The sequence below is a fragment of the Streptomyces sp. LZ34 genome, from assembly GCF_053890475.1.
Map to the genome: position 1 here is coordinate 7,420,223 of NZ_CM132680.1, position 25,757 is coordinate 7,445,979.

General features: G+C 69.6%; 21 protein-coding genes and 2 pseudogenes. 8 read left to right on the plus strand and 15 right to left on the minus strand.

The genetic code is table 11. The features are described 5' to 3' along the window. Positions 1-14: 14 nt before the first annotated feature. From ACWY4P_RS30810 to ACWY4P_RS30835, 6 genes are all read right to left on the minus strand, one after another. Positions 15-1,307 (minus strand): VanZ family protein, encoded by a 1,293-nt coding sequence (locus tag ACWY4P_RS30810; RefSeq protein WP_456203721.1) that lies wholly within the window; start codon positions 1,305-1,307, stop codon positions 15-17. A 306-nt stretch (positions 1,308-1,613) separates the two neighbouring features. Next, positions 1,614-2,486 carry a recombinase family protein gene (locus ACWY4P_RS30815; protein WP_456203722.1) on the minus strand — a complete coding sequence of 291 codons (873 nt, stop codon included), beginning with the start codon at positions 2,484-2,486 and terminating at the stop codon, positions 1,614-1,616. Positions 2,487-2,668: 182 nt separating this feature from the next. Further along, a complete protein-coding gene (locus tag ACWY4P_RS30820) occupies positions 2,669-3,220 on the minus strand; it encodes an isochorismatase family protein (RefSeq protein ID WP_456203724.1) in 552 nt (183 codons plus the stop codon). Between the two features lie 4 nt (positions 3,221-3,224). Next, positions 3,225-4,589 (minus strand): MFS transporter, encoded by a 1,365-nt coding sequence (locus tag ACWY4P_RS30825; protein ID WP_456213112.1) that lies wholly within the window; start codon positions 4,587-4,589, stop codon positions 3,225-3,227. Between the two features lie 465 nt (positions 4,590-5,054). Further along, positions 5,055-5,744 carry a recombinase family protein gene (locus ACWY4P_RS30830; RefSeq protein ID WP_456203725.1) on the minus strand — a complete coding sequence of 230 codons (690 nt, stop codon included), beginning with the start codon at positions 5,742-5,744 and terminating at the stop codon, positions 5,055-5,057. 165 nt (positions 5,745-5,909) lie between these two features. Continuing rightward, positions 5,910-6,323 carry a MarR family winged helix-turn-helix transcriptional regulator gene (locus tag ACWY4P_RS30835; protein WP_456203726.1) on the minus strand — a complete coding sequence of 138 codons (414 nt, stop codon included), beginning with the start codon at positions 6,321-6,323 and terminating at the stop codon, positions 5,910-5,912. Between the two features lie 204 nt (positions 6,324-6,527). Between ACWY4P_RS30835 and ACWY4P_RS30840 the strand changes: the two genes are divergently transcribed. Next, a complete protein-coding gene (locus ACWY4P_RS30840) occupies positions 6,528-7,940 on the plus strand; it encodes an MFS transporter (RefSeq protein WP_456203727.1) in 1,413 nt (470 codons plus the stop codon). Positions 7,941-8,071: 131 nt separating this feature from the next. Here the strand turns inward: ACWY4P_RS30840 and ACWY4P_RS30845 are convergent. Both ACWY4P_RS30845 and ACWY4P_RS30850 read right to left on the minus strand, forming a co-directional pair. Beyond that, positions 8,072-9,661: pseudogene (locus ACWY4P_RS30845) on the minus strand (Tn3 family transposase). Between the two features lie 1,007 nt (positions 9,662-10,668). After that, positions 10,669-10,944, minus strand: a pseudogene (locus tag ACWY4P_RS30850) (DUF4158 domain-containing protein); the annotation flags it as partial. Here ACWY4P_RS30850 and ACWY4P_RS30855 point away from each other — a divergent pair. After that, a complete protein-coding gene (locus ACWY4P_RS30855; RefSeq protein WP_456203728.1) occupies positions 10,926-11,861 on the plus strand; it encodes a TolB family protein in 936 nt (311 codons plus the stop codon). The pseudogene ACWY4P_RS30850 and the gene ACWY4P_RS30855 overlap by 19 nt on opposite strands. 104 nt (positions 11,862-11,965) lie before the next feature. Here ACWY4P_RS30855 and ACWY4P_RS30860 read toward each other — a convergent pair whose 3' ends face one another. The 5 genes from ACWY4P_RS30860 to ACWY4P_RS30880 all read right to left on the minus strand — a co-directional run bounded on the left by ACWY4P_RS30860 (position 11,966) and on the right by ACWY4P_RS30880 (position 16,157). Further along, positions 11,966-12,739, minus strand: coding sequence for a succinate dehydrogenase iron-sulfur subunit (locus ACWY4P_RS30860; RefSeq protein WP_456203729.1), 774 nt, complete (start codon positions 12,737-12,739; stop codon positions 11,966-11,968). Next, positions 12,739-14,493: a succinate dehydrogenase flavoprotein subunit gene (sdhA, locus tag ACWY4P_RS30865; protein WP_456203730.1), complete on the minus strand. Its 1,755-nt coding sequence runs from the start codon at positions 14,491-14,493 to the stop codon at positions 12,739-12,741. The genes ACWY4P_RS30860 and sdhA overlap by 1 nt, the downstream gene beginning before the upstream one ends. A 24-nt stretch (positions 14,494-14,517) precedes the next feature. Beyond that, positions 14,518-14,988, minus strand: a complete 471-nt coding sequence (locus ACWY4P_RS30870; protein ID WP_456203731.1) for a succinate dehydrogenase hydrophobic membrane anchor subunit — start codon at positions 14,986-14,988, stop codon at positions 14,518-14,520. A gap of 5 nt (positions 14,989-14,993) precedes the next feature. Continuing rightward, positions 14,994-15,374, minus strand: a complete 381-nt coding sequence (gene sdhC, locus ACWY4P_RS30875) for a succinate dehydrogenase, cytochrome b556 subunit (RefSeq protein WP_319689693.1) — start codon at positions 15,372-15,374, stop codon at positions 14,994-14,996. A gap of 156 nt (positions 15,375-15,530) precedes the next feature. Beyond that, a complete protein-coding gene (locus ACWY4P_RS30880) occupies positions 15,531-16,157 on the minus strand; it encodes a 2-oxo-4-hydroxy-4-carboxy-5-ureidoimidazoline decarboxylase (protein WP_456203732.1) in 627 nt (208 codons plus the stop codon). A 291-nt stretch (positions 16,158-16,448) separates the two neighbouring features. Between ACWY4P_RS30880 and ACWY4P_RS30885 the strand changes: the two genes are divergently transcribed. From ACWY4P_RS30885 to ACWY4P_RS30900, 4 genes are all read left to right on the plus strand, one after another. Continuing rightward, entirely contained in the window at positions 16,449-18,197 is a 1,749-nt protein-coding gene (locus tag ACWY4P_RS30885) for a beta-N-acetylhexosaminidase (RefSeq protein WP_456203733.1), read from the plus strand. 393 nt (positions 18,198-18,590) lie between these two features. After that, positions 18,591-19,526 carry a DUF4328 domain-containing protein gene (locus ACWY4P_RS30890; protein WP_456203734.1) on the plus strand — a complete coding sequence of 312 codons (936 nt, stop codon included), beginning with the start codon at positions 18,591-18,593 and terminating at the stop codon, positions 19,524-19,526. A gap of 55 nt (positions 19,527-19,581) precedes the next feature. Further along, on the plus strand, positions 19,582-20,247 hold the full coding sequence (locus ACWY4P_RS30895; RefSeq protein WP_456213113.1) for an RNA polymerase sigma factor: 666 nt from the start codon (positions 19,582-19,584) through the stop codon (positions 20,245-20,247). Further along, a complete protein-coding gene (locus tag ACWY4P_RS30900; RefSeq protein WP_456203735.1) occupies positions 20,247-21,515 on the plus strand; it encodes a hypothetical protein in 1,269 nt (422 codons plus the stop codon). The genes ACWY4P_RS30895 and ACWY4P_RS30900 overlap by 1 nt, the downstream gene beginning before the upstream one ends. 190 nt (positions 21,516-21,705) lie before the next feature. Here ACWY4P_RS30900 and ACWY4P_RS30905 read toward each other — a convergent pair whose 3' ends face one another. Further along, positions 21,706-22,590, minus strand: coding sequence for a L,D-transpeptidase family protein (locus ACWY4P_RS30905; protein ID WP_456203737.1), 885 nt, complete (start codon positions 22,588-22,590; stop codon positions 21,706-21,708). A 192-nt stretch (positions 22,591-22,782) separates the two neighbouring features. Here ACWY4P_RS30905 and ACWY4P_RS30910 point away from each other — a divergent pair, with 192 nt between their 5' ends. Together ACWY4P_RS30910 and ACWY4P_RS30915 are read left to right on the plus strand one after the other, a co-directional pair. Next, positions 22,783-24,372, plus strand: a complete 1,590-nt coding sequence (locus ACWY4P_RS30910; RefSeq protein WP_456203738.1) for an acyl-CoA mutase large subunit family protein — start codon at positions 22,783-22,785, stop codon at positions 24,370-24,372. Between the two features lie 74 nt (positions 24,373-24,446). Next, positions 24,447-25,133: a SecDF P1 head subdomain-containing protein gene (locus ACWY4P_RS30915; RefSeq protein ID WP_456203739.1), complete on the plus strand. Its 687-nt coding sequence runs from the start codon at positions 24,447-24,449 to the stop codon at positions 25,131-25,133. 17 nt (positions 25,134-25,150) lie between these two features. Here ACWY4P_RS30915 and ACWY4P_RS30920 read toward each other — a convergent pair whose 3' ends face one another. After that, a complete protein-coding gene (locus ACWY4P_RS30920; RefSeq protein WP_456203741.1) occupies positions 25,151-25,729 on the minus strand; it encodes a helix-turn-helix domain-containing protein in 579 nt (192 codons plus the stop codon). Positions 25,730-25,757: the final 28 nt, after the last annotated feature.

A 25,757-nucleotide genomic window follows, 5' to 3' on the forward strand; every position in this document is an offset into this window, starting at 1 on the left:
CCCGGGCGCCGGGCTCAGACGCTGGTGAGCGTCTTCTGCCGCGGGGCGGCTGCGCTCACGGCGACGGGAGCGGGGACGGCGACGGGAGCGGGGACGGCGACGGGGGCGGGGGCGGCCACCGTGGTGTGGGGGCGCCGGGCGCGGGTGTGCGGCAGGGCCTCGTTGCGGAGCCCCGAAAGGGTCTCGTGCGGGCCGAGGCCCTCGGGGTGCCGCAGCGTCCGCAGCCCGTACGCCAGCAGCATCGTGATGGCCAGTACCGTGCCGAGTGCCTGCCCCGGCGAGGACGCCATGAGGTACACCGCGTCCTCGCCGTTCGCCTGCCGCACAGCGTCGATGAGGTCAGGCTCGAAGAGCAGCACCGCCGCCGCGAGCGACAGCCCCGCCAGCAACGGCAGCGCGGCCACGCCGAGCACCAGCGCCCGTACGGCCGGCCGCCAGAAGGGGAGCGCGCCGCCGTCGGAGGGCACCAGCCGCAGCCGCAACAGCCGCTTGCCGGGCGTCGCCCCCGTCAGATACGGCAGGACGACGAACCACCCGGCGAAGGCCGCGACGGGCACCCACGGCACCAGGTCCGCCTCGCCGAGCCCCTGGCTCACCACGACAGCGACAAGCGTCGCCGCCGCATACCCGACCAGGTCGACCACCAGCGCCGTCAGCCGCCGTCCGAACGGCACCGGGTGGCGCGCCAGCGCCCGCCCGTCCAGCGTCTCCAGCGTGGGCAGCCGCCGCGCCACGGGCCCGGCCAGGACCCAGCCGAGCATCGCGCCCGAGGCGTTGACGATCAGGTCGTCCACGTCGAAGAGCCGGTACGGGCACGCGTAGAGGCCCCACACCCCGCTCCACTGCGTCAGCTCGAAGAACAGCGAGGCGCCGAAGCCGAGGGCCGCGGTGGCCCGTGGCCCCCGCCGGAAGTGATAGCGGAGGAAGACCCCGAGCGGCAGGAGCAGCAGCAGGTTGAAGAGGGTTCCGGCGACGGCGGGGTTCTGCAGGACCAGTGCGTTGAAGCTGACCTTGCCGTGCGCCTCCTTCCAGATGTCGCCGAAGGTGTTGCCCGGGATCAGCTGCGGGTCGGCGACCGCGGTGTAGCCGGCGCACATGTCCGCGGACCGCCTGGGCAGCGGGACGACCGTCATGCAGAACGCGCTCAGCGCGTAGTACAGGAAGCCGTACAGCGACAGGGCCCGCCCCCGCGACATGACGCCGTGTCTGCGGTACAGCACGACGGCCGTCGGCAGGAACAGGGCCAGCGCGATGAGGGGGAACAGGGCCGCGGCGGTCTTGATCGGCAGCAGGTACGCATCGGTCATGCGGAGCACTATACACACGGCGTATACACCGCGTGTATACGTGAATCCTCGGCACGGCCGCGATCAACTTCCTTCATAATTCGACTACTTGACCGGTGGGGATCCGGTCCCGAATCCCTGTGGGGGGAACACCACATGACGCTCATCCGACGGCGTGCGAGACGCGCCCTGGGCCGCCTCGCGGCCGCCTGTACCGCCGTGCTGACCCTGAGCCTGGGCGTGGGCACAAGGGGTAGCGTCGAGGTGAGCCCAAAAGCCGCCAGTTGTTGATCTTGCGGACCTGGTGGCTCCACTGCGCTGACTTCTCTACGTAGCCAAGGCCGCAGCCGTGCGTTCGTCGTGTTCGCGCAGCATCCGCATGACCGTCGCTGGCGAGGGGTGCTGTCCCTTCTTCGCGCCGGTGGTGATGACGAGCCGCTTGGCAATGTCGCGCAGGCTCATCTCCTTCTCGTCGCGCAGGTGGAGGGCCATAGAGAGCATGGAGTCGTCGGTGACGCCGGCGCCGCCGATGGTCTTGCCGCGCTTGCGGGCGGACTCGTGCCCTTCGAGGGTGCGGTCCCTGATGTATTCGCGTTCCATGCCGGACGTGGCGGCCAGCACGGTGAAGACGATGCCGGAGGGGTCGTGCGAGCCCTTCAGTTCCCCGGTGAGGAACTCCAGGCCGACGTCGCTCGCCTTCAGTTCCTCGGCGAGCATGGCGAGTTCGATGCCGCGGCCGAGCCGCTTGTGTTCGTGGACGACGAGGGTGACGCGCACACCGGAGGAGCGGATCTCCCCGGCGAGATTGACGGCGGTCTCCAGTTCGGGGCGTCGGGTGGCGCGGGTGGAGATCTTCTCCGAGAAGACCCGGGTCACTCCTGCTTCGGCGAGGGAGTCCAGTTGCGCGTCCAGGGACTGCCGTGCGGTCGAGGCGCGCGCGTACCCGAGACGGACGTGTCCGACTGGCTCGGCGCTGGCGCTCGCGGGCCGGGGCAGCTCGGTCCAGACCGAGCCCGGCTTCCGTACGGCGGGGGTCGGAACGCTGAGCGCCTTGGCGAGTTGGGGCACGAGGCGGAATCGGGCGGTGTGGTACTGGATCGCCACCTTGCCCTTGCCGGTGCGGCATGGGGAGCCCGCCGGGGCGGCGCAGGTGGACATCGGGCAGGCGTGCGATTCCACGCGCTTGAAGTCGTCGCTCACGCCCCAAACCGTTTCATGAGGGTGTTTCAGACGTCCAGCCGCTTGAAACAACTCATGAAACATGATCGCCGCAGGTGGACCTTCGGGCGGCGGGGTGTTTCACGAGCGACCACCTATGAAACGGGTTGCTCCGACGACCAACCGTTACCCCTCCGCCATGGCGGAGGCGAACGTCCCCAGCCTTACCCCTCGGGTGCATCCAGCTTCGGCGCTATGAAGTCAATCTTTGTGGCAGGCAGGACCCGAACGCTGCGATCAGGAAAGTCGATGTGCCGGTAGATTTCGTTGTGATGGGCGATCGACTGGTCTGGAGGGATGAAGTCCGTTGGCTGGGGGCGAACCGATGTGGTGTGCCCGTCCGCCACCAGCACCAGGTCGTAGCCGTGGCTGAGGGCCTGGCGGGCGCTCGTCTCCACGCAGTTCTCGGTGGCAAAGCCGGTGACCAGGACCTCTGTCACGCCGAGCCGGATTAGCGTCTCGTCGAGATCGGTGTCCAAGAATGCGTCTGCACAGGTCTTCGTCACCACCGGCTCTCCGTTCCGCGGTGCCAGTCCGGGCAAGGCATCGCCGCACCCTTGCTGCTGAACCGTGATGACGGGAACGTTCGCAGCACGCGCCCGGGAGCTGAGCCCCGCGATGGTTCCGACGGTTTGGTCAGGGCGGTGCATGATGGGCCTCATGTTGTGCTGCATGTCGATGACGAGGAGCGCGGCACGGTGCGGTGTCGGCGGCATCGACCTACCGTAGCTGTCCTTCTGCCGTGGCGACGGACAGTCCCGAGGCATCGTGTTGGCCTGTATCCGTGACGCGTGTCCGGCCTGCCAGGCAGGCGGCAACCGCAATCGGAAGGATCAGGAGCGCGAATGCTCCGGCAAATGCCGGGAGGCGGTTCGTTGACGCCGCTGAGACTGCCGTGAACAGAGCCGACGTCACGGCCAGGACCAGGGTCTGGCCGAGGTTCTGCGAGGTCTGCATCGCGCCGCTTGCGTAGCCCTGCCTGTCAGCCGGAGTGTGCGCGAGCGACAGCAGTGTGAGTGACGGCGTCGCGAGCCCCATGCCGACGGCGGCTATCGCCATTGAGGACACCGCCGCGGCCGGGGGCACCGCCGGTATGGTGCACAGTGCTGCCACCGCCACCGCGGCCGCCATGATTCCGGCCCCGATGGCGACCAGTCGGTGCCGCGACACCCGGTTCTGCAGGCGGCCCTGCATCCAGGAGGCTCCGGCCCAGGCAAGTGCCGCCCCGGTGAACGCGAACCCTGTAACAACGCCTGGCACCTGTCGGGCTGTGCTGAGCATCAGGGGGACGAAGGCTTCTAGCGTGAAGAACGCGCCCGAGGTCAGCGCGCGCAGGAGCACCGTAGCGGGCAATCCGCCCCCGGCTCGCCACGTGTGCGGTGGCAGCAGCCTCGGTGCGAACGCCACAAGCACCACTACACCGACCGACGCACACGCCGCGTGCCATACATTCCAGGTGGAAACGCCGTACTGGGTGAGAGCCGCGGCCACGCTCACTGCCACTGCCGCGCGCAGGGCGGGCCGCCGCACGGGTGCCTCGGGACTTTCAGGTTCTTGCGATGCTCCTGGCTGTGCTGATCGTCCGCGAAGGAGCAGCACAGCGGCCGCGGCAGGGATCAGGGTGAGCCCGGCGACGCCGAAGAACACCGCTCGCCATGACCACGACGCGGCCACGAACCCGGCGAGCGGGGGGCCGGCTAGTGACGGCACAATCCAGCACGCACTCATGAGGGCCAAGGCGCGGGCGCGCAGGTGATCCGGGTAGGACTGCCCGATGGCCGCGTTGACGGACACCGCTACCAGGCCCGCCGCGATCCCGTCGGTGAAGCGTCCCAGGACCAGTTGCCAGATGGTGGTACTGGTTGCGGAGACGAGGAGTGTCGCGACGGTCAGGATCACCCCGGCTGTCAGCGGTCGCCGGGCCCCGCCGCGATCCGCCCATGCTCCGCCCAGCACACCACCGAGCAGGCTCGCCGCCACGAATGCCCCTGCCACCAGCGGGTAGAGACCGACTCCGTCGAGGTCTCGGGCGGCCACCGGCAGCAACGGCATCACCGCCAGCGCTGCGAACCCGGTCAAGAACATCACCGCGGCGAAACTCGCGGTGACCGCCAGATACGTACGGGAGAAGAGTTCGGGGGTAGGAAGGGGATCCGACGGTTCACGGGGGTCGCTTGTCACCGGCAGCAAGGTACGGCCCAGCCCCGGTCCTGGCCAGTGCTTTTAGCGTGGGTGCACGGGAGTGCACCGTCGGACAGACGCCCCCGACGGTCACGGGGTGGATGAGGCAGCCTGCGCCGCAGTCTCTTCGGCCTGCTGCGGACGAGGAATCGTCGTGGGTGCCAGGTTGACCCCGCGACATCACGCTCCGCCAGTCCATCCGGCCCGCCCGCGACGAGGAGGACCACGGGGCACGCGATACCTCTGGACGCATCTACCGGCACCAGTGGTTCGTACGGCAGCGCCGCCACACCTACCTCGACCACGACGATCCGACGGGCTACTCGGGGTGCCGGTAAGAACCGTGTCACCAGCCGCAAACGGCGGTGATCAGTCTGCTGACCTGGAGGGTCGGGGCAGTTCTGCCGTGTTGTTCGACTCAGCGAGCGCGAGACGGCCGCCCTTCAGTTCGGGCACGTAGTTGTAGATGGTGTTGCGGGAGACCCCGAGGAGCTTCGCGATCGAGGTGACGGTGTTCTCCGGGCGGGCGAGCAGGTCGCGGGCGTGACGTACCTGCTCCTCGGTCATCGCCGGCGGGCGGCCGAGTCGGGCACCGCGGGCGCGGGCGGCGTCCAGGCCCTCGTTCGTGCCCTGGACGATGAGTTCTCGGATGAACTCCGCGAGGGCCGCGAACACGTGGAAGACCAGGCGTCCGCCGGGCGTGGTCGTGTCGAGCGCCTCGTGCAGCGAGGTGAAGCCGATGCCGCGCTTGCGCAGGCCGGACACGATCGCGATGAGGTCCTGGAGAGAGCGGCCGAGCCGGTCCAGCGACGGGACGACGAGGGTGTCGCCCTCGCGCAGGTAGTCGAGGGACTTCCGCAGTTCCTCGCGTTCGGCGTTCTTGCCGGACTTCTTGTCGGCGAAGATCCGGATGCACCCTGCTTCGGTGAGTGCGTGGATCTGCCGGTCGAGCAACTGCCCCTTGGTGGACACGCGTGCGTATCCCACGAGGCCGCCGGTCCGTACGGCCGGAACGGGGGCAAGGAGATCGCCGGCGTCGTCGTCCTGGGGTGGCTGCACCCGCCAGATCGTACAGAAAACGGTGCCCTTCAAGTTCTTGAGCACACCGACTTTCTGACACCGTTTTATGTGCATGATCTGGCGCCGTTCCGGCCGTGAGTTGCCGCTTACTGATCTTGTTCAGAAATCGGTCGATAGATGAGCAGAGTGCGAGGCGGGACCTCGCTACCGGATCAGGTGATCACACTCTTCGGCGGCGCTTTCGTAGCTGCCCAGAAGGAAGGTGTGGATCGTCGCCAGTTGGTCACCGGAGAAGGTAGCCATCAATCGGCGGCTGCGGGCGTCGATTCCGTCGTAGAACGAAGCGATCCGTTCGAGTCCCGGGGCCGAGGCTTCGACGAGAACGCGGCGGCGGTCCTGCGGGTCCGGTTTCCGCCGGACGTACCCCGCCTTCTCCAGGCGGTCGATCATGTGCGTGACCGCGCCGGTGGTGCGCCCGAGCTGAGAGCTGAGCGCGCCCGCGGTGGAGGCTCCGGCGCGGTTCAGTACGTGCAGGCAGAGCAGATCGGTCTGCGCGATTCCAAGACGCTGGGCGATCAGGTCGTTCAGGCGTCCCAGGGCTCCGGCGAGGTCCGTCATGGACGCAATGATCCGGTCGGCCAGCTCGTCGGCCTGGCCATCCTCTGGTTTGACGGGCATGCGGCACTCCATTTATCTTCGCGATTCAGATACTTAGCGATGCAACTAATGTATCCGATGCCCATTCCTGCGAACTGGAGGCCCTCGGTGTCTACCGACGCATCAGCCCCAGCCACCACACCTGTCACCGGGAGAGCGCGAACGGTGGCACTCGTCGTCATTCTGCTGGCGAGCTTCATGGACCTGCTCGACGTCACCATCCTGAACATCACTCTGCCGTCCATCGAAGCGGAGCTCGATGCCTCGCCCGCGCAGTTGCAGTGGATGCTCGCCGGCTACACGCTCACGTTCGCCCTGGGAATCATCACCGGGGCCAGGCTCGGCGACCTGTACGGCTACAAGCGCGTCTTCCTCGTAGGGATCGCGGGCTTCACCGCCGCTTCCGCCCTGTGCGGCGCCGCCCCCACAGCCGAGGTGCTGGTGACCGCCCGCATCGTGCAGGGCCTCTTCGCCGCGGTGATGGTTCCCCAGGTGCTCTCACAGATCCAGGTCATGTACGCCCCGCATGAGCGCGGCGGAGCCATGGCGGCCTTCTCCTCGCTGACCGGGCTGGCGGCCGCTACCGGGCCCATCCTCGGGGCGGCCCTGCTGGATGCCGACTGGTTCGGCCAGGGCTGGCGAACGGTGTTCTGGCTCAACGTCCCCGTCGGCATCCTGGCTCTGGTCGCGGCATCCGCCGTTCTGCCGGAGGCACGGGGCACCACACGGCCACGCCTGGACGCAGCCGGTGTCCTCATCTCGTCAACGGGTCTGGTCCTCGTCCTCTATCCGCTCATCAAGGGCAGCGAGGAACGCCCCTGGCCCCTGTGGACATACGTGAGCATGATCCTGGGAGTCGCCGTCCTGGCAGGCTTCGTCCGGCACCAGCAGCGGCTCTCCGGCCGGGGGAAGTCCCCCCTGGTCGAGGTCGCGCTCTTCCGGGTGCGCTCGGTCGGCGGCGGCCTCCTGGTCCAGTTCCTCTTCTTTCTCCCGGTGATGGGCTTCTTCCTCACCTTCATGCAGCTCCTCCAACCCGGTCTCGACATGACACCCATGAACGCGGGACTGACGATCCTGCCGTGGCCGATCGCCACTACCATCGGCGCCGGAATCGGAGCAGCGGTGCTGCTTCCGCGCCTCGGCCGCACGACGGTGCAGATCGGACTCGTCGTTCTGGCTGTCGGCTTCGTTCTGCTCGCCGTGGCCGCGGGCTCCGCCACCCCCGACACGGGCTGGATCAGCTTCCTGCCCGGTGTCGTCGTCGGCGGAGCCGGGATGGGGCTGACCGTCGCGCCCCTGGCCCAGCTCACTCTGGAAAGGGTCCCCGCCGGCCACGCGGCCTCCGGCTCCGGCCTGTTCAACACAGTCGCCCAGCTCGCGGCGTCCGTGGGCGTAGCCCTCTTCGGCACGGTCTTCTTCGCTCAGCTGTCCGCACACGGCGGCGAGCCGGCCGACCGCTACACAACCGCCTTCACCACCACCATCTGGGGGAGTGTCGTTCTGCTCGCCGTCACCTTCGGCGTTAGTTTTCTGCTGCCCCCGAAGGAGGCTGCCGCACCGGCATCCTCCCCGGCCTAGGTGCTGAACCCGCGAAACCATGACGAAGGCGGCCGCACCTGTTTCCGGCGGATTCGGCTGCCTTCATCGTGCCCACCGCCTCAGTGTGCCCCGACGCTGTCGGAGTCGTCGGATGGTGCCCGGTCCGTCGATCACATTGCGCTCTTCGCCGCCTCGGCATCGGTCGGCATACGAGGGCCGGGCACAGTGGCTGCGGCGAGGTTGAGGCGAGCGGCCATGTCGAGATTGACCTCGCCGTATGGACGTACATGGGACCAGAACAACGGGGTCAGGCCGCGCCGGTCGGCGGGGGTGAGCAGGTTGGCCCACTCCGGCTCGTCCAGGACGTCTTGGAGCATGAGGGTGTTCACGTAGACCAGGGCAGATTGCAGGATCCGCAGGCAGAGCACGAACATCTCCTGCTCGTCGCGCCGGTTCGAAGCGATCTCCCCGCCCTTGCCGTACGCGATCGCAGAGTTCGCACCGTTGGAGGACTCCATCACGTTCAGGCCCTCCTCGACCTCCCGCTGAAGGTCCCGCAGCCGCAGGTAGCGGGCCACGAAGATGGTCTTCTGGGCACGGCCGACCTCCAGCATCGCCGCGTAGGTGGGGTGGGAGGCGTTGCGGGTAAAGCGCCGCAGGATCGCTTCGGTGGACGCGGTGCGGGTCCGGATCGCGGTGGCATACTTGATCATCTGGTCGTACTGCTGGGCGATGAGTTCTCAGCGGATCGGCCGGGTCAGCGCCGGGGTGAGCTGCGGGTAGGCGTCCGGTTCGCCGGCCACCGGCCGGTACAGCTTGACCTTGTTGATCCGCTTGATGCGCGGCAGCAGGTCGAAGTTCAGCAGTCTTGTGATGCCGAACCCGATTTCCGACTGGCCGTGCGAGTCCGTGTAGTTGGCTTCGACGTCCATGGTGGTGCCGTGCCGCATGGCGCCCTCGATCATCGCGGCGACTTCGGAGGCGGTGCAGTTGATCAGCTGGGAGTGGATAGCCAGCGACTTCTGCTCCACGTGCCAGTAGATGAGCACCCCACGGCCGCCGTAGCGGGAGTGCCACTCGGTGAACAGGTTCTGGTCGTAGGCCCGCACGTGGGTGGAGTCGGAGGCGACCGCGGTCGAGCCCTGTCCCCACAGCTCGGTGCTGCGGGCGGCGAAGGTGGCGTTCGCGATCTGGATGGCGATGGCGCGGGCGGCCTCGGCGGACAGATACCGGCGCCGCACGTACCGTAGTTCGTCCTCGGTGTGGCCGTGGCCGCCGGACGCCACGGCCTTGATCCCGGTGTTCGTTCCGTACGCGTAGATGACCAGCAGCAGGCGTTCGGCCAGCACCTCCGGCGAGAGGCTGCCGCCGCCGGAGACGGAAGTGACCGCGTCCAGGCAGCCGTCCGCAGCACCGCTTCCTTCAGCATGTCGACGAGCGGCACGATGCCCCACCGGCGCTGTACCTCGCCCTTGATCCTGCGCAGGTTGCGCGGCTCGGGCTGGGCCTCGGCCGCCGTGAGCCGGATGGCGCCGGACTTCCGCTCGGCGATGTCCAGCCAGGACAGCTTGGGCATCCGGTCGTTGAGCAGGGTCAGCTCGGCCGTCATCTGCTCGCGCAACTGGTTCACGAACACCGCGGCGTCCAGCGGCTTGCGTAGCTCCCGGTAGTTCTCTACCCGCCGGGCCTCGAAGTCCTGCGGCAGGTCCTCGTCCGGGTTGCGCCACTTGTCGGCGCCGACCACCCAGATCTCCTTGCACTTGAGCTGATCGCGCAGGGCCTGGAAGGCGACAACCTCATAGACCATGCGCACCACCCGGCGCCGGCCGCGCTTGTCGGCACGGTGCACGACCTCCGCCCAGTCCCCGCCCATCGCCTTGTGGACCGGCACCGTCTCGCCCAGCGGATAGTAGGTAGTGTTCCCGGCGTTCGCGTACCGGGTCACCAGCGCCAGGGCCTCGATCACGGGCCGGTGCGCATGGTTGGACGAGCGGAACTCCAGCACGTCCAGCAGCTTGATCAGCCCGCGCCGGTAGTGGTTGGTGTAGGACGCCTTCAGTATCGTCTGCACCGTGCGCCGGTAGACCGGCCCCCGGGTCTTGAACTCGTGCACCAGCTCCCGCAGCGTCGCCTCGCCCCCGGACACCGCCGGGAACACGACCTGGCGGACCGTCCCCTCTGGGGTGCCGAGCGATGCCTCGGCGAGCTTGAAGAGGATGTTCTCCTTGCCCGACACCTTCTTGAACGCGTTGACCAGCTGCTCGGTGACCTTCTTCTCTGCCCGCGCCCCGATCCGGTGCACCGTGGAGATCAGCAGCTCCACCAGCGTGTCCGTGATCTCCCGCTCCCGCTCGTGCAGCAGCGCGGCCAGCAACGTGACTCGCAACGGCAGCGGATGTGTCCGCAGGTGCGAGGGGGACTCCACCGCCGCCCGCGCCCGCCACCCGGCCACCACCTTCGGCGCGACGTCGGCGAACAGATCTGCAGACAGCCCGACCGCCCGGACCGCGAGCAGCTTGCCGATCTCGGTGAGCATAGTCTCCAGGCTGACGTTGCCCGGAGCCTCCTTGATCTTCCCCAGGACCGGCACACTGTCCTCGACCTCACCAGCACCGGCGTCACCGGGCACCGCGTCGTCTTTCTGGTCGGCGCCGGCGACCAGGGCCACGATCCGTTCGACGCTTTCCGCTGTGATCCGTGCCGAGATCCTCGCTGTCCCCTCTGGCAGCTCGACCGTACGGCGGACGAAGTCGACCACCATCTCCGGATACTCATCCGGCTTCGGGAACCGCCCCATGCGCTGATACGACTTCAGCGCCAGCAACAGCGCGAGCTGATGGCCATCGGAGTCCATCCGCTCAGCGGCCCACGCTGTCTCCTCCCGCGTCGGCGCGAAGAACAAGTGCAGCTCGTGCGCGGTGATCAGCCGCTTGAACCGCGGATACGCGGTCCGCTCGATCGAGGTCACAGTCCCGCCCCAGGTCCAGACAGCAGTCAGCATCACCACCAACGACCTTCGGTCAAATGGGTGACGGCCAGGCATCGAGCCGCCCCTCAAGATCAACTATTGGCGGCTTTTGGGCTTACCTCGGCGCTACCCCCACAAGCGCCCACGCCCAGGCGGCGGCCGACCAGCCGCGGATCATCTACATCGAGACCCGGACGGTGGACGATGTGCGGCACTCCACCTTCGTCACCGTCAACATGGACGGCACCGACCGCCGTACGCTCACCCCGAGCGGCCCCGACCTGCCGGCCGCGGACCTGGTCAGCCCGGTCTACTCACCCGACGGCCGCCACCTGGCCTTCATCAGCGATTTCTCCGACGTCTGGGTGGCCGACGCCGACGGGACCGACGCCCGGCCCGTGGCGCGGGACGTCCAGGATCCGGACGGCTGGCTCAGCCACCTCGCCTGGGGACCCGACAGCGACATGCTGTACCTGGACTTCCGGTCGAAGCCGGGGCACAGCCGCCTCCGGCTGATGCGGGTGAACCTGGACGGCACCGGGCTCGGCTACGTATTCGCCACTCCCGCGCAGACCTGGGACACCCGGCCCTCGGCCGCCCCGGACGGCCGGCTGGCGTTCCAGCGCGGAAGCTCGGTCAGGATCCACGACCCCCGGACCGCGGGCGAACCCCAGCTGGTGGGCCTCGGATACGCGCCCACGTTCGCCCCCGACGGCAAGAGCGTCGCCTTCACCCGATTCGTGACCACCACCGAGGTGATCGTCCACGACCTCACGACAGCTACCGACACACAGCTCACCGAGGGCACCAATGGCGTGATGTACCCGTCCTGGTCACCCGACGGCGAGCATCTGCTGTACCTCAGCGGCGGCACCCCCAGCTATCTCACGGTCCACTCGGCGCGTACGCCCGGCGGCGCCGGCACCAAGCTGACCGGCAGGGACGTCGAGGTGGCGGACGCCTCATGGGTGATCCCGCCCCAGGGCTCGTAGGCCGCCCGCGATACGGCCGCGATACGGCGAGTGCCCCGCTTCCCGGGCGGGAAGCGGGGCACTCGGCAGCTGCCTGCGGGCAGCTGCCTGCGGACAGTGGGGGATCAGAAGCGCCGCGTGATCAGCGCGCGCTTCACCTCCTGGATGGCCTTGGTGACCTCGATGCCACGCGGGCAGGCCTCCGTGCAGTTGAAGGTGGTGCGGCAGCGCCAGACGCCGTCCTTGTCGTTCAGGATCTCCAGGCGCTGCTCACCGCCCTCGTCGCGCGAGTCGAAGATGAAGCGGTGCGCGTTGACGATCGCCGCCGGGCCGAAGTACTGGCCGTCGTTCCAGAACACCGGGCACGAGGAGGTGCACGCGGCGCACAGGATGCACTTGGTGGTGTCGTCGAAGCGCTCGCGGTCCTTGGCGGACTGCAGGCGCTCGCGCGTCGGCTCGTTGCCCGTCGTGATCAGGAAGGGCATCACATCGCGGTACGCCTGGAAGAACGGCTCCATGTCCACGACCAGGTCCTTGAGGACCGTGAGGCCCTTGATGGCCTCGACCGTGATGGGCTTCTCAGGGTTGATGTCCTTGATCAGCGTCTTGCAGGCCAGCCGGTTGCGGCCGTTGATCCGCATGGCGTCGGAGCCGCAGATGCCGTGGGCGCAGGAGCGGCGGAAGGTCAGCGTGCCGTCCAGATCCCACTTGATCTTGTGGAGGCCGTCGAGGACGCGCTCCTTCGGATCGATGTCGATCTGGAAGTCCTCCCAGAACGCATCGGCGGCGACCTCCGGGTTGAAGCGGCGGATCCGGAAGGTGACCGTGATCAGGTGCGAAGCGGTGGCCTCGGCCGCCTCCGGAGCCTCGGAGGGCTTGTCAAGCGTCGGGGTGCTCATCAGTACTTACGCTCCATCGGCTGGTAGCGGGTCTGCACGACCGGCTTGTAGTCGAGGCGGATGGACTCGGAACCGTCGGCGCCGACCTCGCGGTACGCCATGGTGTGGCGCATGAAGTTGACGTCGTCGCGGTTCGGGTAGTCCTCGCGGTAGTGGCCGCCGCGCGACTCCTTGCGGGCCAGGGCGGAGACGGCCATGACCTCGGCCAGGTCGAGCAGGTTGCCCAGCTCGATCGCCTCCAGCAGGTCGGTGTTGAACCGCTTGCCCTTGTCCTGGACGCTGATGTTCTTGTAGCGCTCGCGCAGGTGGCCGATCTCCTCGACGGCCTCCTTCAGCGTCTGCTCGGTGCGGAAGACCATGACGTTCTTGTCCATGGTCTCCTGCAGCGCCTTGCGGACCTCGGCGACCCGCTCGGCGCCGGTGGCCGCGCGCAACCCCTCGACCTGGTCCACGACCAGCTGCGCCGGGTCCTCAGGGAGCTCGACGTAGTCGTTCTCGGCGGCGAACTCCGCGGCGGCGATGCCGGCCCGGCGGCCGAAGACGTTGATGTCGAGCAGCGAGTTGGTGCCCAGGCGGTTGGCGCCGTGCACGGAGACACAGGCGACCTCGCCCGCCGCGTACAGGCCCGGCACGACGGTGTCGTTGTCGGACAGCACCTCGCCCTGGACGTTGGTCGGGATGCCGCCCATCGTGTAGTGCGCGGTCGGCTGGATCGGGATCGGGTCCGTGTAGGGCTCGATGCCCAGGTACGTCCGGGCGAACTCGGTGATGTCGGGCAGCTTGGCGTCCAGCTGCTCCGGCGGCAGGTGGGTCAGGTCGAGGAAGACGTGGTCGCCCTCGGGCCCGCAGCCGCGGCCCTCCCGGATCTCGGTGTAGATGGAGCGGGAGACCACGTCGCGCGAGGCGAGGTCCTTCATGACCGGCGCGTACTTCTCCATGAAGCGCTCGCCGTCCTTGTTGCGCAGAATGCCGCCCTCACCGCGGGCACCCTCGGTGAGCAGGATACCCATCCGCCAGATGCCGGTCGGGTGGAACTGGAAGAACTCCATGTCCTCCAGCGGCAGCCCGCGCCGGTAGGCGACCGCCTGGCCGTCACCGGTCAGGGTGTGGGCGTTCGAGGTCACCTTGAAGAACTTGCCGCAGCCGCCGGAGGCGAAGACGACGGCCTTCGCCTGGAAGACGTGGAGCTCGCCGGTCGCCAGCTCGTAGGCCACCACACCCGCGGTGCGCTGGACGCCGTCGACCTCGGTCATCAGCAGGTCCAGGACGTAGAACTCGTTGAAGAACTCCACGCCCTCCTTGACGCAGTTCTGGTACAGCGTCTGGAGGATCATGTGGCCGGTGCGGTCCGAGGCGTAGCAGGACCGGCGGACCGGGGCCTCGCCGTGGTTACGGCTGTGGCCGCCGAAGCGGCGCTGGTCGATGGTGCCGTCGGGGGTCCGGTTGAACGGCAGACCCATCTTCTCCAGGTCGAGGACCGAGTCGATGGCCTCCTTCGCCAGGATCTCGGCGGCGTCCTGGTCGACCAGGTAGTCGCCGCCCTTGATCGTGTCGAAGGTGTGCCACTCCCAGTTGTCCTCCTCGACGTTCGCGAGGGCGGCGGCCATGCCGCCCTGGGCGGCGCCGGTGTGGGAGCGGGTCGGGTAGAGCTTGGTCAGCACCGCGGTGCGGCTGCGCTTCGTCGACTCGATGGCCGCGCGCATCCCGGCGCCGCCGGCGCCGATGATGACGGTGTCGTACTTGTGGATCTTCATGAGTGGATACCTCAGCCCCGGGGCCTAGCGGATGTTCGGGTCGAAGGTGAAGATCACCAGGGTGCCGAGCACAATGGTGAATCCTGCCGCCGTGTAGAGCAGCCCCTTCAGCCACAGGCGGGTGTTGTCCCGCTCCGCGTAGTCGTTGATGATCGTGCGCAGGCCGTTCGCGCCGTGCAGCGTGGCGAGCCAGAGCATGATCAGATCCCATGCCTGCCAGAACGGCGAGGCCCAGCGGCCGGCCACGAAGGCGAAGCCGATCTTGGAGACGCCGCCGTCGAGGACCAGCTGGATCATCAGGTGGCCCAGGACGAGCACGACCAGCAGGACGCCGGACAGCCGCATGAACAGCCAGCCGTACATCTCGAAATTGGTGCGGGTCGCCTTCGGCGACTTACGGGTACGGGCGCGCGGCGGCTCGATGAGCGGCGCGGGGTGGTCCACGTCGTACGCGGGGACGCTGTCGTGCGCGGGGGTGGTGGTCTCGGCGGACATCTGTGTCAGCTCCCGAACAGCTCGCGCAGGGTGTGCTGGAGGATCGGGTAGAAGGCACCCGCCATCAACACGACCCAGATACCGACAACGCTCCACAGCATCTGCCGCTGGTACTTCGGGCCCTTCGACCAGAAGTCCACGGCGATGACGCGCAGACCGTTGAGGGCGTGGAACAGGATGGCGGCCACCAGGCCGTACTCCATCACGTTCACGATCGGATTCTTGTACGTCGCGACGACGTCGTCGTAGGCCTCGGGCGAGACACGTACAAGCGAGGTGTCCAGGACGTGGACGAACAGGAAGAAAAAGATGAGGACGCCGGTGACTCGATGAGCCACCCAGGACCACATGCCTTCCCGGCCGCGATACAGCGTTCCAGCCGGCACGGAAAACCCTCCGGAAACGGGGATTGGGGCCTGCCGGCTTCTGTCGGTCGGGCCCGGCCGGGTACGGTCCACCGGCCCTGGCCATCGTAGCGACGTGTTGTCGGTTCGCTCGCCCGGGGGGCTCCAGTGTGATCGATCAGGCACGTACGGCCTAGATCAGGCAGGGCGGAACCGTTTGATTCCGGACACCTGGGCGTGGCCCGTGATCAGCCGAAGGAGCCGGCCGCGCGCGATTCGCCGCAGCTCCTCGGCCGCCTTGACCCGCTCGGCGTCCCTCTCGTTGTCCAGGCGGGTGTGGATTTCGGCCAGCACCCGATTCCGTATTTCGGCCGGGTGCAGGCCGTCCAGGCAGATCACGAAGACATGGCCGAAGCGGCGCTCGTACTCCGCGTGGGCCGCCCGTAGCGCGGTGTGGGCGGCCAGCGCCCCCGGCCCGTCCGCCGTCGGCAGCTGCCCGACCACCGCCTCGTCGGCGAGGGCCTCGTCCAGATCGGCGGGGGTGAGGTCGTAGCTGGCCTCGTCGCCGGCCGCGAGCAGCGCGTCGAGATCCGGATAGGGGCGGTGCGCCACGATCAGCCGCGCCCAGCGGCGGCTGCCGCAGCAGGCGAGCAGCGCGTCCTCGGCGGCGCCGGCCGCGGCGGCGTTGAGGTGGTCGAGGCGGGCGGCGCCGATCCGGCCGGGCGCGGCGGAGGTGGCGGAGGCGGCGGAGGCGCGCTGGACGGGCGGCCGGGGGGAGCGGAGCGCGGACGGGGTACGCGGGGAGTCGCTGGGCCTGGACAGCATGGGCTCCTTGGACACGCGTGTTCGAAGGGGCGGCGCAAGAGGTTCAGGAGGTACGTAACGGGCGCAAGGGGTTGAAGTGGTGCGATCGGCAGTTCAAGGTAACGATATGTGTCAGTCGCTGCCCGGTGGATGTACGAAATTCACCCGGAAGTGGAGGTTTCGTGGCGTGCGGTGGACGCCACGGGGCCCGGGATGGGAGGTCAGCGCCATGAGAGACCTGTGTGAGCTGAGAGACCTGAGAGACCTGAGCGATGTGAGAGACCCGAGCGATGTGAGAGAACGGGCCGTGCCATGGGATTGCCGTATATAAGGCGGCCAGGGCGACACGCGGCCGACCGGGCGACGGCCACCCGTGGGGCGGCCACCCGTGGGGCGGGCACCCGTGGGGCGGGCACCCCCGTCGTCACGGCGGTCGCCACGGCCGTCGTCACGGTCCTCGCCCTGGTCACCGGCTGCCAGCAGCAGGGCGGCGAAGGCGGGCACCCGGCCACCACCAGCCACCGCCCGACCGGCACCCCCACCGCCACCACCCCGAGCCCCCGCCCCCCGGCCACCACCAGCCCCCGCCCCACGACCACCTCGCCCCGGCCCCCGGCCAGCCCGTCGGCACTCCCCGCCGCACCCCGCACCATCCCGTCCGTCCGCGACTACGTCCCTCAGGCCGGCCCCGGCTGGCGGCCCGGCGCGGGCAGCCGCGTCGTCGCCGACACCCGTGGCCCGCTCGCCGACGAGGCCGCGCTGATCGCCCGTGAGCTGGGCCTTCGCGTCAGCCCGGGCCCCGCCCGCCGCGGTGACCTGGAGCTCGCCCTGAACCCCAAGCAGAGCGGCGGCCGCGAGGCGTACATACTCACCGTGCGCGGCGGCCGGGCCCGGATCACCGGCTCCGCCGACGCCGGCGTCTTCTACGGCACCCGCACCGTCAAGCAGGCGCTGCGCTCCGGGGGCCGAGTGCCGCAGGGCGTCATCCGCGACGCCCCGGACCGCTCGCAGCGCGGCCTCAACCTCGACATCGCCCGCAAGTACTTCTCGCCCGCGTGGATCGAGGCGCGGCTGCGCGAGATGGCCGACCTCAAGCTCAACCAGCTCGGTCTGCACTTCTCCGACGACCAGGCCTTCCGGATCCAGAGCACCTCGCACCCGGAGATCGTCGCGCCCCAGCACCTCACCAAGCAGGAGGTGCGCCGGATCGTGAGCCTCGCCCAGAGCCTGCACATCACGGTCGTCCCCGAGATCGACTCGCCGGGCCACCTCGGCGCGGTCATCCGCGCGCACCCCGCGCTCCAGCTGCGCACCGGGAGCGGAGCGTCGTTCCGCGGCGCCGTGGACATCTCGAACCCGGTCGCCGCTCGCATCGTGGACGACCTGATGCGCGAGTTCGCACCACTCTTCCCCGGCCCGTACTGGCACCTCGGCGGCGACGAGTACGGCGCGCTGATGTCACGGAACCCCGAGGCCACCTATCCGGCCCTGGCCACGGCCGCCCGTCTGGCCTACGGACCGAGGGGGCGCATCCAGGACCTGGCCACCGCATGGCTCAACGCCCGCGCGGCGGTCGCGCGTGAGCTGGGCAAGCAGCCCAAGGCGTGGAACGACGGCTTCTTCTCCGGCGGCGTCGTCACCCCCGACCGATCCATTCAGGTCGAGTACTGGACGGGCCGGGAGAGCGGCGCCCGGCAGCCGGCGGAGTACCTGCGCGAGGGGCGCACGATGGTCAACCTCAACGACGAATACCTCTATTACGTGCTGGGGCAGCCGAATAATTTCCGCTACCCGACCGGCGAACGTATATACGAACAGTGGTCCCCGGCGGTACTGCGCGGCACCACGCCCGTACGCGACCCGGCGCTGACCGGTCCTGCCCGGGTGCAGGGTGCACGCTTCGCGGTGTGGTGCGACCTCGCCGACGCGCAGACGCAGAAACAGGTGGCCGACGGAATCAGGCTGCCGCTCGCGGCACTGTCCCAGCGGCTGTGGGATCCCGGGAAGCCGCCCTTGAGCTGGAAGGATTTCGTCGCGCTCAGCGACCGGCTGACGAAGTGAGCTCCGCGGCCCCTCGACCGGGCCCCTTGCCGGATCCCTGAACAAACCGGGCTTCTGACCGGGCCTCTGAAGGAGGAGGGACGGTCGGGGCCGCCACCCCCCACAGGAGAGGCCCCGACCGTCGTCCAGGTACGGGCCCGCGAAGACCCGTACTCCCTACAGCGTCGCACGCCCCGAATGCGTCACACCTGCCGCGGACGAGATCGAGACCGGATCGAGGCGCCCGGTCCGGGTCCGGCGCCCGGTCGGGCTCTGGACGTGGCCGGTCGAATCCCCGTAACGTGCAGGTCCGCGCTGCGGGCGCGGTGTGTTGCTTATTCCTTGCGCGGCCGAATAGGGGCCACGTTTTCAGGGGGACTTCAAAAAATGTATCCGTGTGGGAACTGCCGCGCCGTGGCCGTCGGCCCCGACGGGCGCTGCGCCGCATGCGGGACCTACCAGCAACAGCTACAGCAGGGGCCCATACCGGCCGCGCCGCCACCGCCGCTGGCCTACCCGGCCGCCCCGGCGATGGGGATGCCGACCGGCGGGGTGGATCTGCGGCGTGGGCTGTCGACCACGCTGGTGGTGCTGTTCGGTGTGGCGATCCCTGCCCTCATCTTCGTTCTCGTGGCGCGCGGTGACCAGTACGGCGTCATCGGGGACATGCTCGACGGCGAGTTGGTGTCCCGCAGGGACCTCAACGACGCCGACGACTTCTATACGGGGGCGGCGGCCCTCTACTTCTGTCTGATGGTCGCGATCGTCATCGTGTGGGCCATCTGGTTCCGGCGGCTGAGGCTGAACGCCGAGGTGTTCGCCCCCGGGCAGCACCGGTTCGGCAGCGGCTGGGCCGCGGGCTCCTGGTTCACCCCGGTTGTCAACCTCTGGTTCCCCAAGCAGATCGCCAACGACATCTGGCGCGCCAGTTCTCCCCAGGGGCCGCACAACGTGCGCCGCGGACTGCTCAACGGATGGTGGGTGACCTGGATCGCCGGCTTCGTCGCCAACTTCGTCGGCACGATCCGGTACAACACACTGCGGAACAAGGTCGAGAGCGACAGCTACAACCCGAGCCTCTCGGAAGCCAAGAGCGACATCGAGGACCTGCACGGCATCCTCGCGCTCGACATGTTCGCGGTCCTCGTCTTCATCGCCGCGGCCATCCTCGCGCTGCTGCTCGTCCGCCAGATCACCGCGATGCAGGAGCAGCGCGCCTCGCTTCCGCCGCAGGCCGGCGGCCCCGCCCCGTACGGCACGCCCGCCCCTCCCTACGGCACGCCTCCCTCGCCTCCCTACGGCCCGCCCGGTCCGGTGAACCAGCAGTACCCGCCCTATGGCCACGGCTAGCCTCGGCTACGGCATCTCTGGACCTCCGTTTCTCCGAGTGGGGCAGGTAGAGGGCGTGCAGGGGGACGACGCGGAACTCACCGCCGCGGTGCGCGCGGCGCAGGACGGGGACGAGGCCGCTTTCCGGACGGTGTACCGAGCGGTCCACCCTCGCCTCCTCGGGTACGTACGGACGCTGGTCGGCGATGGCGACGCGGAGGACATCACCTCCGAGGCGTGGTTGCAGATAGCCCGCGACCTGGCCAGGTTCAGCGGCGACGCCGACCGCTTCCGCGGCTGGGCCGCGCGCATAGCCCGTAACCGGGCGCTCGACCACATCCGTATGCGTGGGCGGCGCCCGGCGATCGGCGGCGACGAGACCGAACTGGAGGGCCGGGCGTCCGACGCGGACACGGCGGACCTGGCGCTGGAATCGCTCGGCACCGGCCGCGCCCTCGGGCTCGTCGCCCAGCTGCCGCAGGACCAGGCCGAGGCGGTGGTGCTGCGGGTGGTCCTCGGGCTCGACGCCAAGAGCGCGGCCGCGGTGCTCGGCAAACGCCCCGGCGCGGTGCGCACCGCCGCCCACCGGGGCCTGCGGCGTCTGGCCGACCTGCTCGACGCGGGGAACGGGGCCGAACCAGGGGTACTGGACGGAGTTCCGCTGCAGCGGGAGTCACACAGAGGGACCGCGAGGTCCGCCGGTGTGACGGATTCCGGCGCCCCGACGCAGAAAGACATGTGATGGCCGACGACCACCGCTACAGCTGGCTGGATGACGATGCGGCGGAGCGGTTGCTTCGTGGTGAGCCTGCCTGGGCGCGACCCAGCGACTTCGAAGGCGGGCAGAACGGACGGTCGAGCCAGTCGCGGAGTGAAGCGGAGCGGTTGGCCGCCGTGCTCAGCGCCGTGGCCGAGGCGTCCAGCCCGGTAGCGGGGGACGGCACCGCCGACGGTCTGAAGCCCCTCCCGGGCGAGGAGGCCGCGGTGGCGGCGTTCCGCGCGGTGCGGGCCGAGCGGGTGGAGCAGGCCGAGCAGGTCGGCCGGGTCGGCCGGGCGGTACGCGGCATACGGTTCGGCGCCGACGGCGGCTCGGAGCCCCCTGGGACGTTCCGGGTGGCGCGGCCGTCGAGCGGTCAGGCGCGGCTGCGCCGACCGCTGCATATAGGAGTGGTCGCCGCGCTGGCCGGTTGTGCGCTCAGCGGATTCGCGGTCGCGACGGCCGCGGGCGTGCTGCCTTTCGGGCAGCACGGCGGCTCGCCGGGACCCGCGGTGAGCATGCCGGCCGACACCGGCGGAACGTCGGTCGGGCCCCGGATCTCCCCGGACGGCCAGACGTCGCCCGGATCCGGAGGACCGGCCGACAACGATGCCAGCGGCGGGTCCTCGTTCGGCTCCGGCGGTTCGCGGACGTCACCCGGCCAGGGCCAAAAGGGTGACACGGACGACAAGAACAAGAAGGATAAGAAAAAGAACAAGGGCCAGGACGACTCCTCGGCGTCGGGCTCGAACGGAAGCGGCTGGCCGCTCAATGCCTGCCGCCAGTATCTGGCGGCGGAGAACGGCGATGCCGCGGCCGTCGGCGCCAAGAAGCTGCGCAAGCTGGAGAAGGCGGCGGGCAGCGCGACCGGGATCCACACCTACTGCGTTGACGTCGTCGGCAACGGCGGCAGCAACGAGGGGACCCCGCGCAGCGCCGAGAACGGCGACAGCGGCGACAACAACGGCGGTGGGGAAGACCAGGGAAAAGAGGACGGGGGCACAGGCACTGACAACGCGCCGACGCCCCCTCCACCGCCACCCTCGTCCGACCCGGTGACCCCCGACCCGACATCGACCCTCGACAATGCGACCGAGACCGCCGAAGACACCGCGACCGAGACCCCTGATGACGTCGGCGGTGTCACCGCCGGCAACACCGGCAACACCGGCAACACCGGCAACACCGCCGACAACACCGCCGGTGACGCCCTCGATGGCGTGACGGATGACGCCACCGGCTCCGCCCACTGAGGTTCCGGAACCCGGGTGTGACGTTTTTTTCAGCCGTGACGCTGTAAGAAACAGGCCGACTGGTCATCGGCCTCGCGCGGGAGCCGAGGTTCCCCCCGTACCGACGGCTCCGCGCACATGGCGCGGGCAGGGCACGTTCCCCCGGCCCTGCCCGCGCCCTTCTCATTGACCTGGCAGGCCCTGGCCGGCCCTACTTGTAGACCACGACCTTGTCACCCGTCCGGACCTGGTCGAAGAGGCTTGCGATCTTCTTCTTGTCCCGCACGTTGACGCAGCCGTGCGAGGCCCCGCTGTAGCCGCGGGCGGCGAAGTCCGCCGAGTAGTGCACCGCCTGGCCGCCGCTGAAGAACATCGCGTACGGCATCGGGGTGTGGTAGATCGTCGAGACGTGGTCGCGGCTCTTGAAGTCGACCTGGAACAGCCCTTCCCGCGTCGGGGTGTACTGCGAGCCGAACCGCACGTCCATCGCCGAGACGACCTTGCCGTTGACCATCCAGGCCAGCGTGCGGCTCGTCTTGCTGATGCACAGCGCCCGCCCGGTCGTACAGCGCGGATCGGGCTTGGCGAGCGGGTTGGTGGTCGGCGGGTACAGCTCGTCGCGGGTGGGCCGCTTGGTGGCCGTGCGCAGCGAGTTCCAGGTGCGGCGGTCGACCGAGCCGGTGGCCGTCAGGCCGTGGCCGCGCTGGTAGGCCTGGACCGAGGAGCGGGTGACCGTGCCGTAGTAGCCGGTCGGGTTGCGGTCGAAGAGACCGAGCCCGCGCAGCCGCGCCTGCAACTCGCGCACCCGCTCACTGCTCGTCCCGAAGGCGATCACGGCGGCCGGTGCCGGCGGGGCGGTCCGCCGGGGCGGCACGGCCCGGTGCGCGGGGCGCGGCTTGTGTGATGGCTTGTTCCAGGTCCTGTGCGGCCGCGGCTTCGCGGGTGATGTGTGGGCGGGTGCGCTGGTGCTCGTACGCACCTCCGGTCTCGCGCGCGCATGCCCGGCGTCGGCCGCGCCCTGCTCCTTGCACCCCGTGACCAGCGTCGCCACCGCAGCCGTGGCGAGCGCCGTACGAGCCACCGATATCCGGTGCATCCTCCCCAACCCCCCAGTCCCCGTCCCTGCCCGGTCTTGTCCTGTCGCCGTTCCTTGCCGCTGTGCCCTGTAGTCGTTCGCAGTTCGCTGTCGCTATCCGTCTTCCATGCTTCCCGGGGCTGCCGCGCGGCGAACATCGGCGCATGCTGTGAGGAGAACCACGGCCACCGGACCAGCAGGAGGCGTGAACGCATGGCGCGCGAGTCGGAGTCGGGTTTCCCCATCGAGCCGGTGTACGGGCCCGGGGAGCCGGCCGGGTGGGACCCGGAGGAGGCGCTGGGCGAGCCGGGCACCTACCCCTACACGCGCGGTGTCCATCCCTCGATGTACACCGGCCGCTCCTGGACGATGCGCCAGTACGCGGGCTTCGGCACCGCCGCCGAGTCCAACGCCCGCTACCGCCGGCTCATCGAGCACGGCACGACGGGCCTGTCCGTCGCCTTCGACCTGCCCACCCAGATGGGCTACGACTCCGACGCCCCGCCCGCCCACGGCGAGGTCGGCAGGGTCGGCGTCGCCATCGACTCGATCGAGGACATGCGGACGCTGCTCGCCGGCATCCCGCTGGACCGCGTCTCGACCTCCATGACCATCAACGCTCCCGCGGCCCTGCTCCTCCTGCTCTACCAACTCGTCGGCGAGGAGCAGGGCGTGGCGGCCCGGAACCTGACCGGCACCATCCAGAACGACGTGCTCAAGGAGTACATCGCGCGCGGCACGTACATCTTCCCGCCGGGCCCCTCGCTGCGGCTCGTCGCGGATGTCTTCAAGTACTGCAAGGCCGAGATCCCCCGCTGGAACACCATCTCCATCTCCGGCTACCACATGGCGGAGGCGGGCGCCTCGCCCGCGCAGGAGATCGCCTTCACGCTGGCCGACGGCATCGAGTACGTCCGCACGGCACTCGCCGCGGGCATGGCGGTCGACACCTTCGCCCCCCGTCTGTCCTTCTTCTTCGTCTCCCGTACGACGCTTCTCGAGGAGGCCGCCAAATTCCGGGCGGCGCGCAGGATCTGGGCACGGGTCATGCGCGAGGAGTTCGGTGCCCGCGACCCGAGGTCGCAGACGCTGCGCTTCCACACCCAGACGGCGGGCGTCCAGCTCACCGCCCAGCAGCCCGAGGTGAATCTGGTGCGGGTCGCGGTCCAGGGGCTCGCCGCGGTCCTCGGCGGCACCCAGTCCCTGCACACCAACGCCTTCGACGAGGCCATCGCGCTGCCGACCGACAAGTCCGCCCGCCTCGCGCTGCGCACCCAGCAGGTGCTGGCCCACGAGACGGATGTGACCGCCACGGTCGACCCGCTCGCCGGTTCGTACGCGGTCGAGTCGCTGACCGACGCCGTCGAAGCCGCCGCCCTCGATCTGATGCGGCGGGTCGAGGACCTGGGCGGGGCCGTGGCCGCCATCGAACAGGGCTTCCAGAAGGAGGAGATCGAGCGCAACGCCTACCGCATCGCCCAGGAGACGGACGCGGGCGAGCGGGTGGTCGTCGGCGTGAACCGCTTCCGGCTGGAGGAGGAAGAGCCGTACGAGCCGCTGCGGGTGGACCCGGCCATCGAGGAACAACAGCGGGACCGCCTGGCGAGGCTGCGCGCCGCGCGCGACCGTACGGCGGTGAGCGCGGCGCTGTCCGCGCTGAAGAAGGCCGCCGAGAGCGAGGCGGGGACGGCGAACGTCCTCTACCCGATGAAGGACGCGCTCGCCGCCCGCGCCACGCTGGGAGAGGTCTGCGATGCGCTGCGGGACGTATGGGGTACGTATGTGCCCGCCGATGCCTTCTGACCGGGGCGCGTTTTCTGGTCTACTTTCAGGACCGACTTGGGGCCACAGGGTGCAGAACCACGGGGGGCGGGCCGATGAGGAGCGGATGGGCGCGCGGATGGACGCGGGGCGCCGCGGTGGTGGCGGGGCTGCTGCTGGCGGCGTCCGCGGTCGCGGGGTGCGACGACGGCGGCGGGAGTGACGGCGCCGGTGACAAGGGCGGCGGCATCGGGGGCGCCTTCGACCCGCCGACGAAAGCCCCGTCGTCGAGCGGTGGCGACGGGGGCGGCAGCGCCGCGGGTGGCGTGGTGAGCGGGCCGCCGCTGCAGTTCCTCCCGGTCGAGCGGGAGGAGCCCGGGCCCTGCCCGAGCGGCGCCACCGACGCGTACACGGACACGCCGAAGGACAAGACGGGCGGGACGGAGACGGGCGGGAGCGGCGAGACGGGCCAGGCCGGGCAGTCGTGCCTCTACATCGATCCGGATGCCGGGATGACGGTGCGCCGGACCGAGTCGGCGAAGGCGACCTTCGACCAGCAGTACGGTCAGGGCTTCATCGTGACCATCGACCTCGCCAGTGCGGACGCCGCGCGCTTCGGCCAGTTGTCGGGCAAGCTCGCCCAGCGGCAGAGCCCGCAGAACCGGCTCGCGATGGTGCGCGGCGACAAGCTGCTGTCGGCTCCGTCCGTCCTTTCCGCCATCCCCGGGGGCAAGGTCCAGATCACCGGGTCGTTCACCCGGGACGAGGCGGAGCAGCTGGCGCGGGACCTCGGCGGCGGCTGAGCCGCCAGGGGCACTCCCTACGGGTGCTCCATGGTCAGGGTGAGGGCGGTGCCGGGTTCGAGGGCCTGGCAGATGTGCGGGGCGTCGCCGGGATAGCCGATGTAGTCGCCCGGCCCCAGCTCCACCGGCTCCTCGCTGGGGCCGATGAGCGCCCGCCCGCTGCTGACGACCGCGTGTTCCACCGTGCCCGGCTGGTGCGGGTCGGACGCGCGCGGCGGGCCCGGCTCCACATGCACCAGGTAGATGTCCCGGCGGGCGTTCGGCGGGCAGGAGGCCAGCAGGGTGGCCACGTAGTTCGAGCGCTCGGACGGGACCGCGATGCCCTCGCCGTGGCGCAGCACGGTCACCGGGGGGCGGGGCGGGTCGACCAGCCTGCTGAACGGCACGTCCAGCGTGACGCTGATCGCCCAGAGCGTCTCCACGCTGGGGTTGCCCGCGCCGGACTCCAGCTGGGACAGCGTGGACTTGGCGATTCCGGCGCGTTTGGCCAGCTCGGACAGGGACAGCCCGGCCCGGCCGCGCTCTTTGCGGATCGATGCCGCGATCCGTTCCAGCGGGGGGCGGGCTGGCTGGACTCGTTCCCTCTGCCGGTCCATGCGTTCTCCTTGACGAACGGTCGATGGT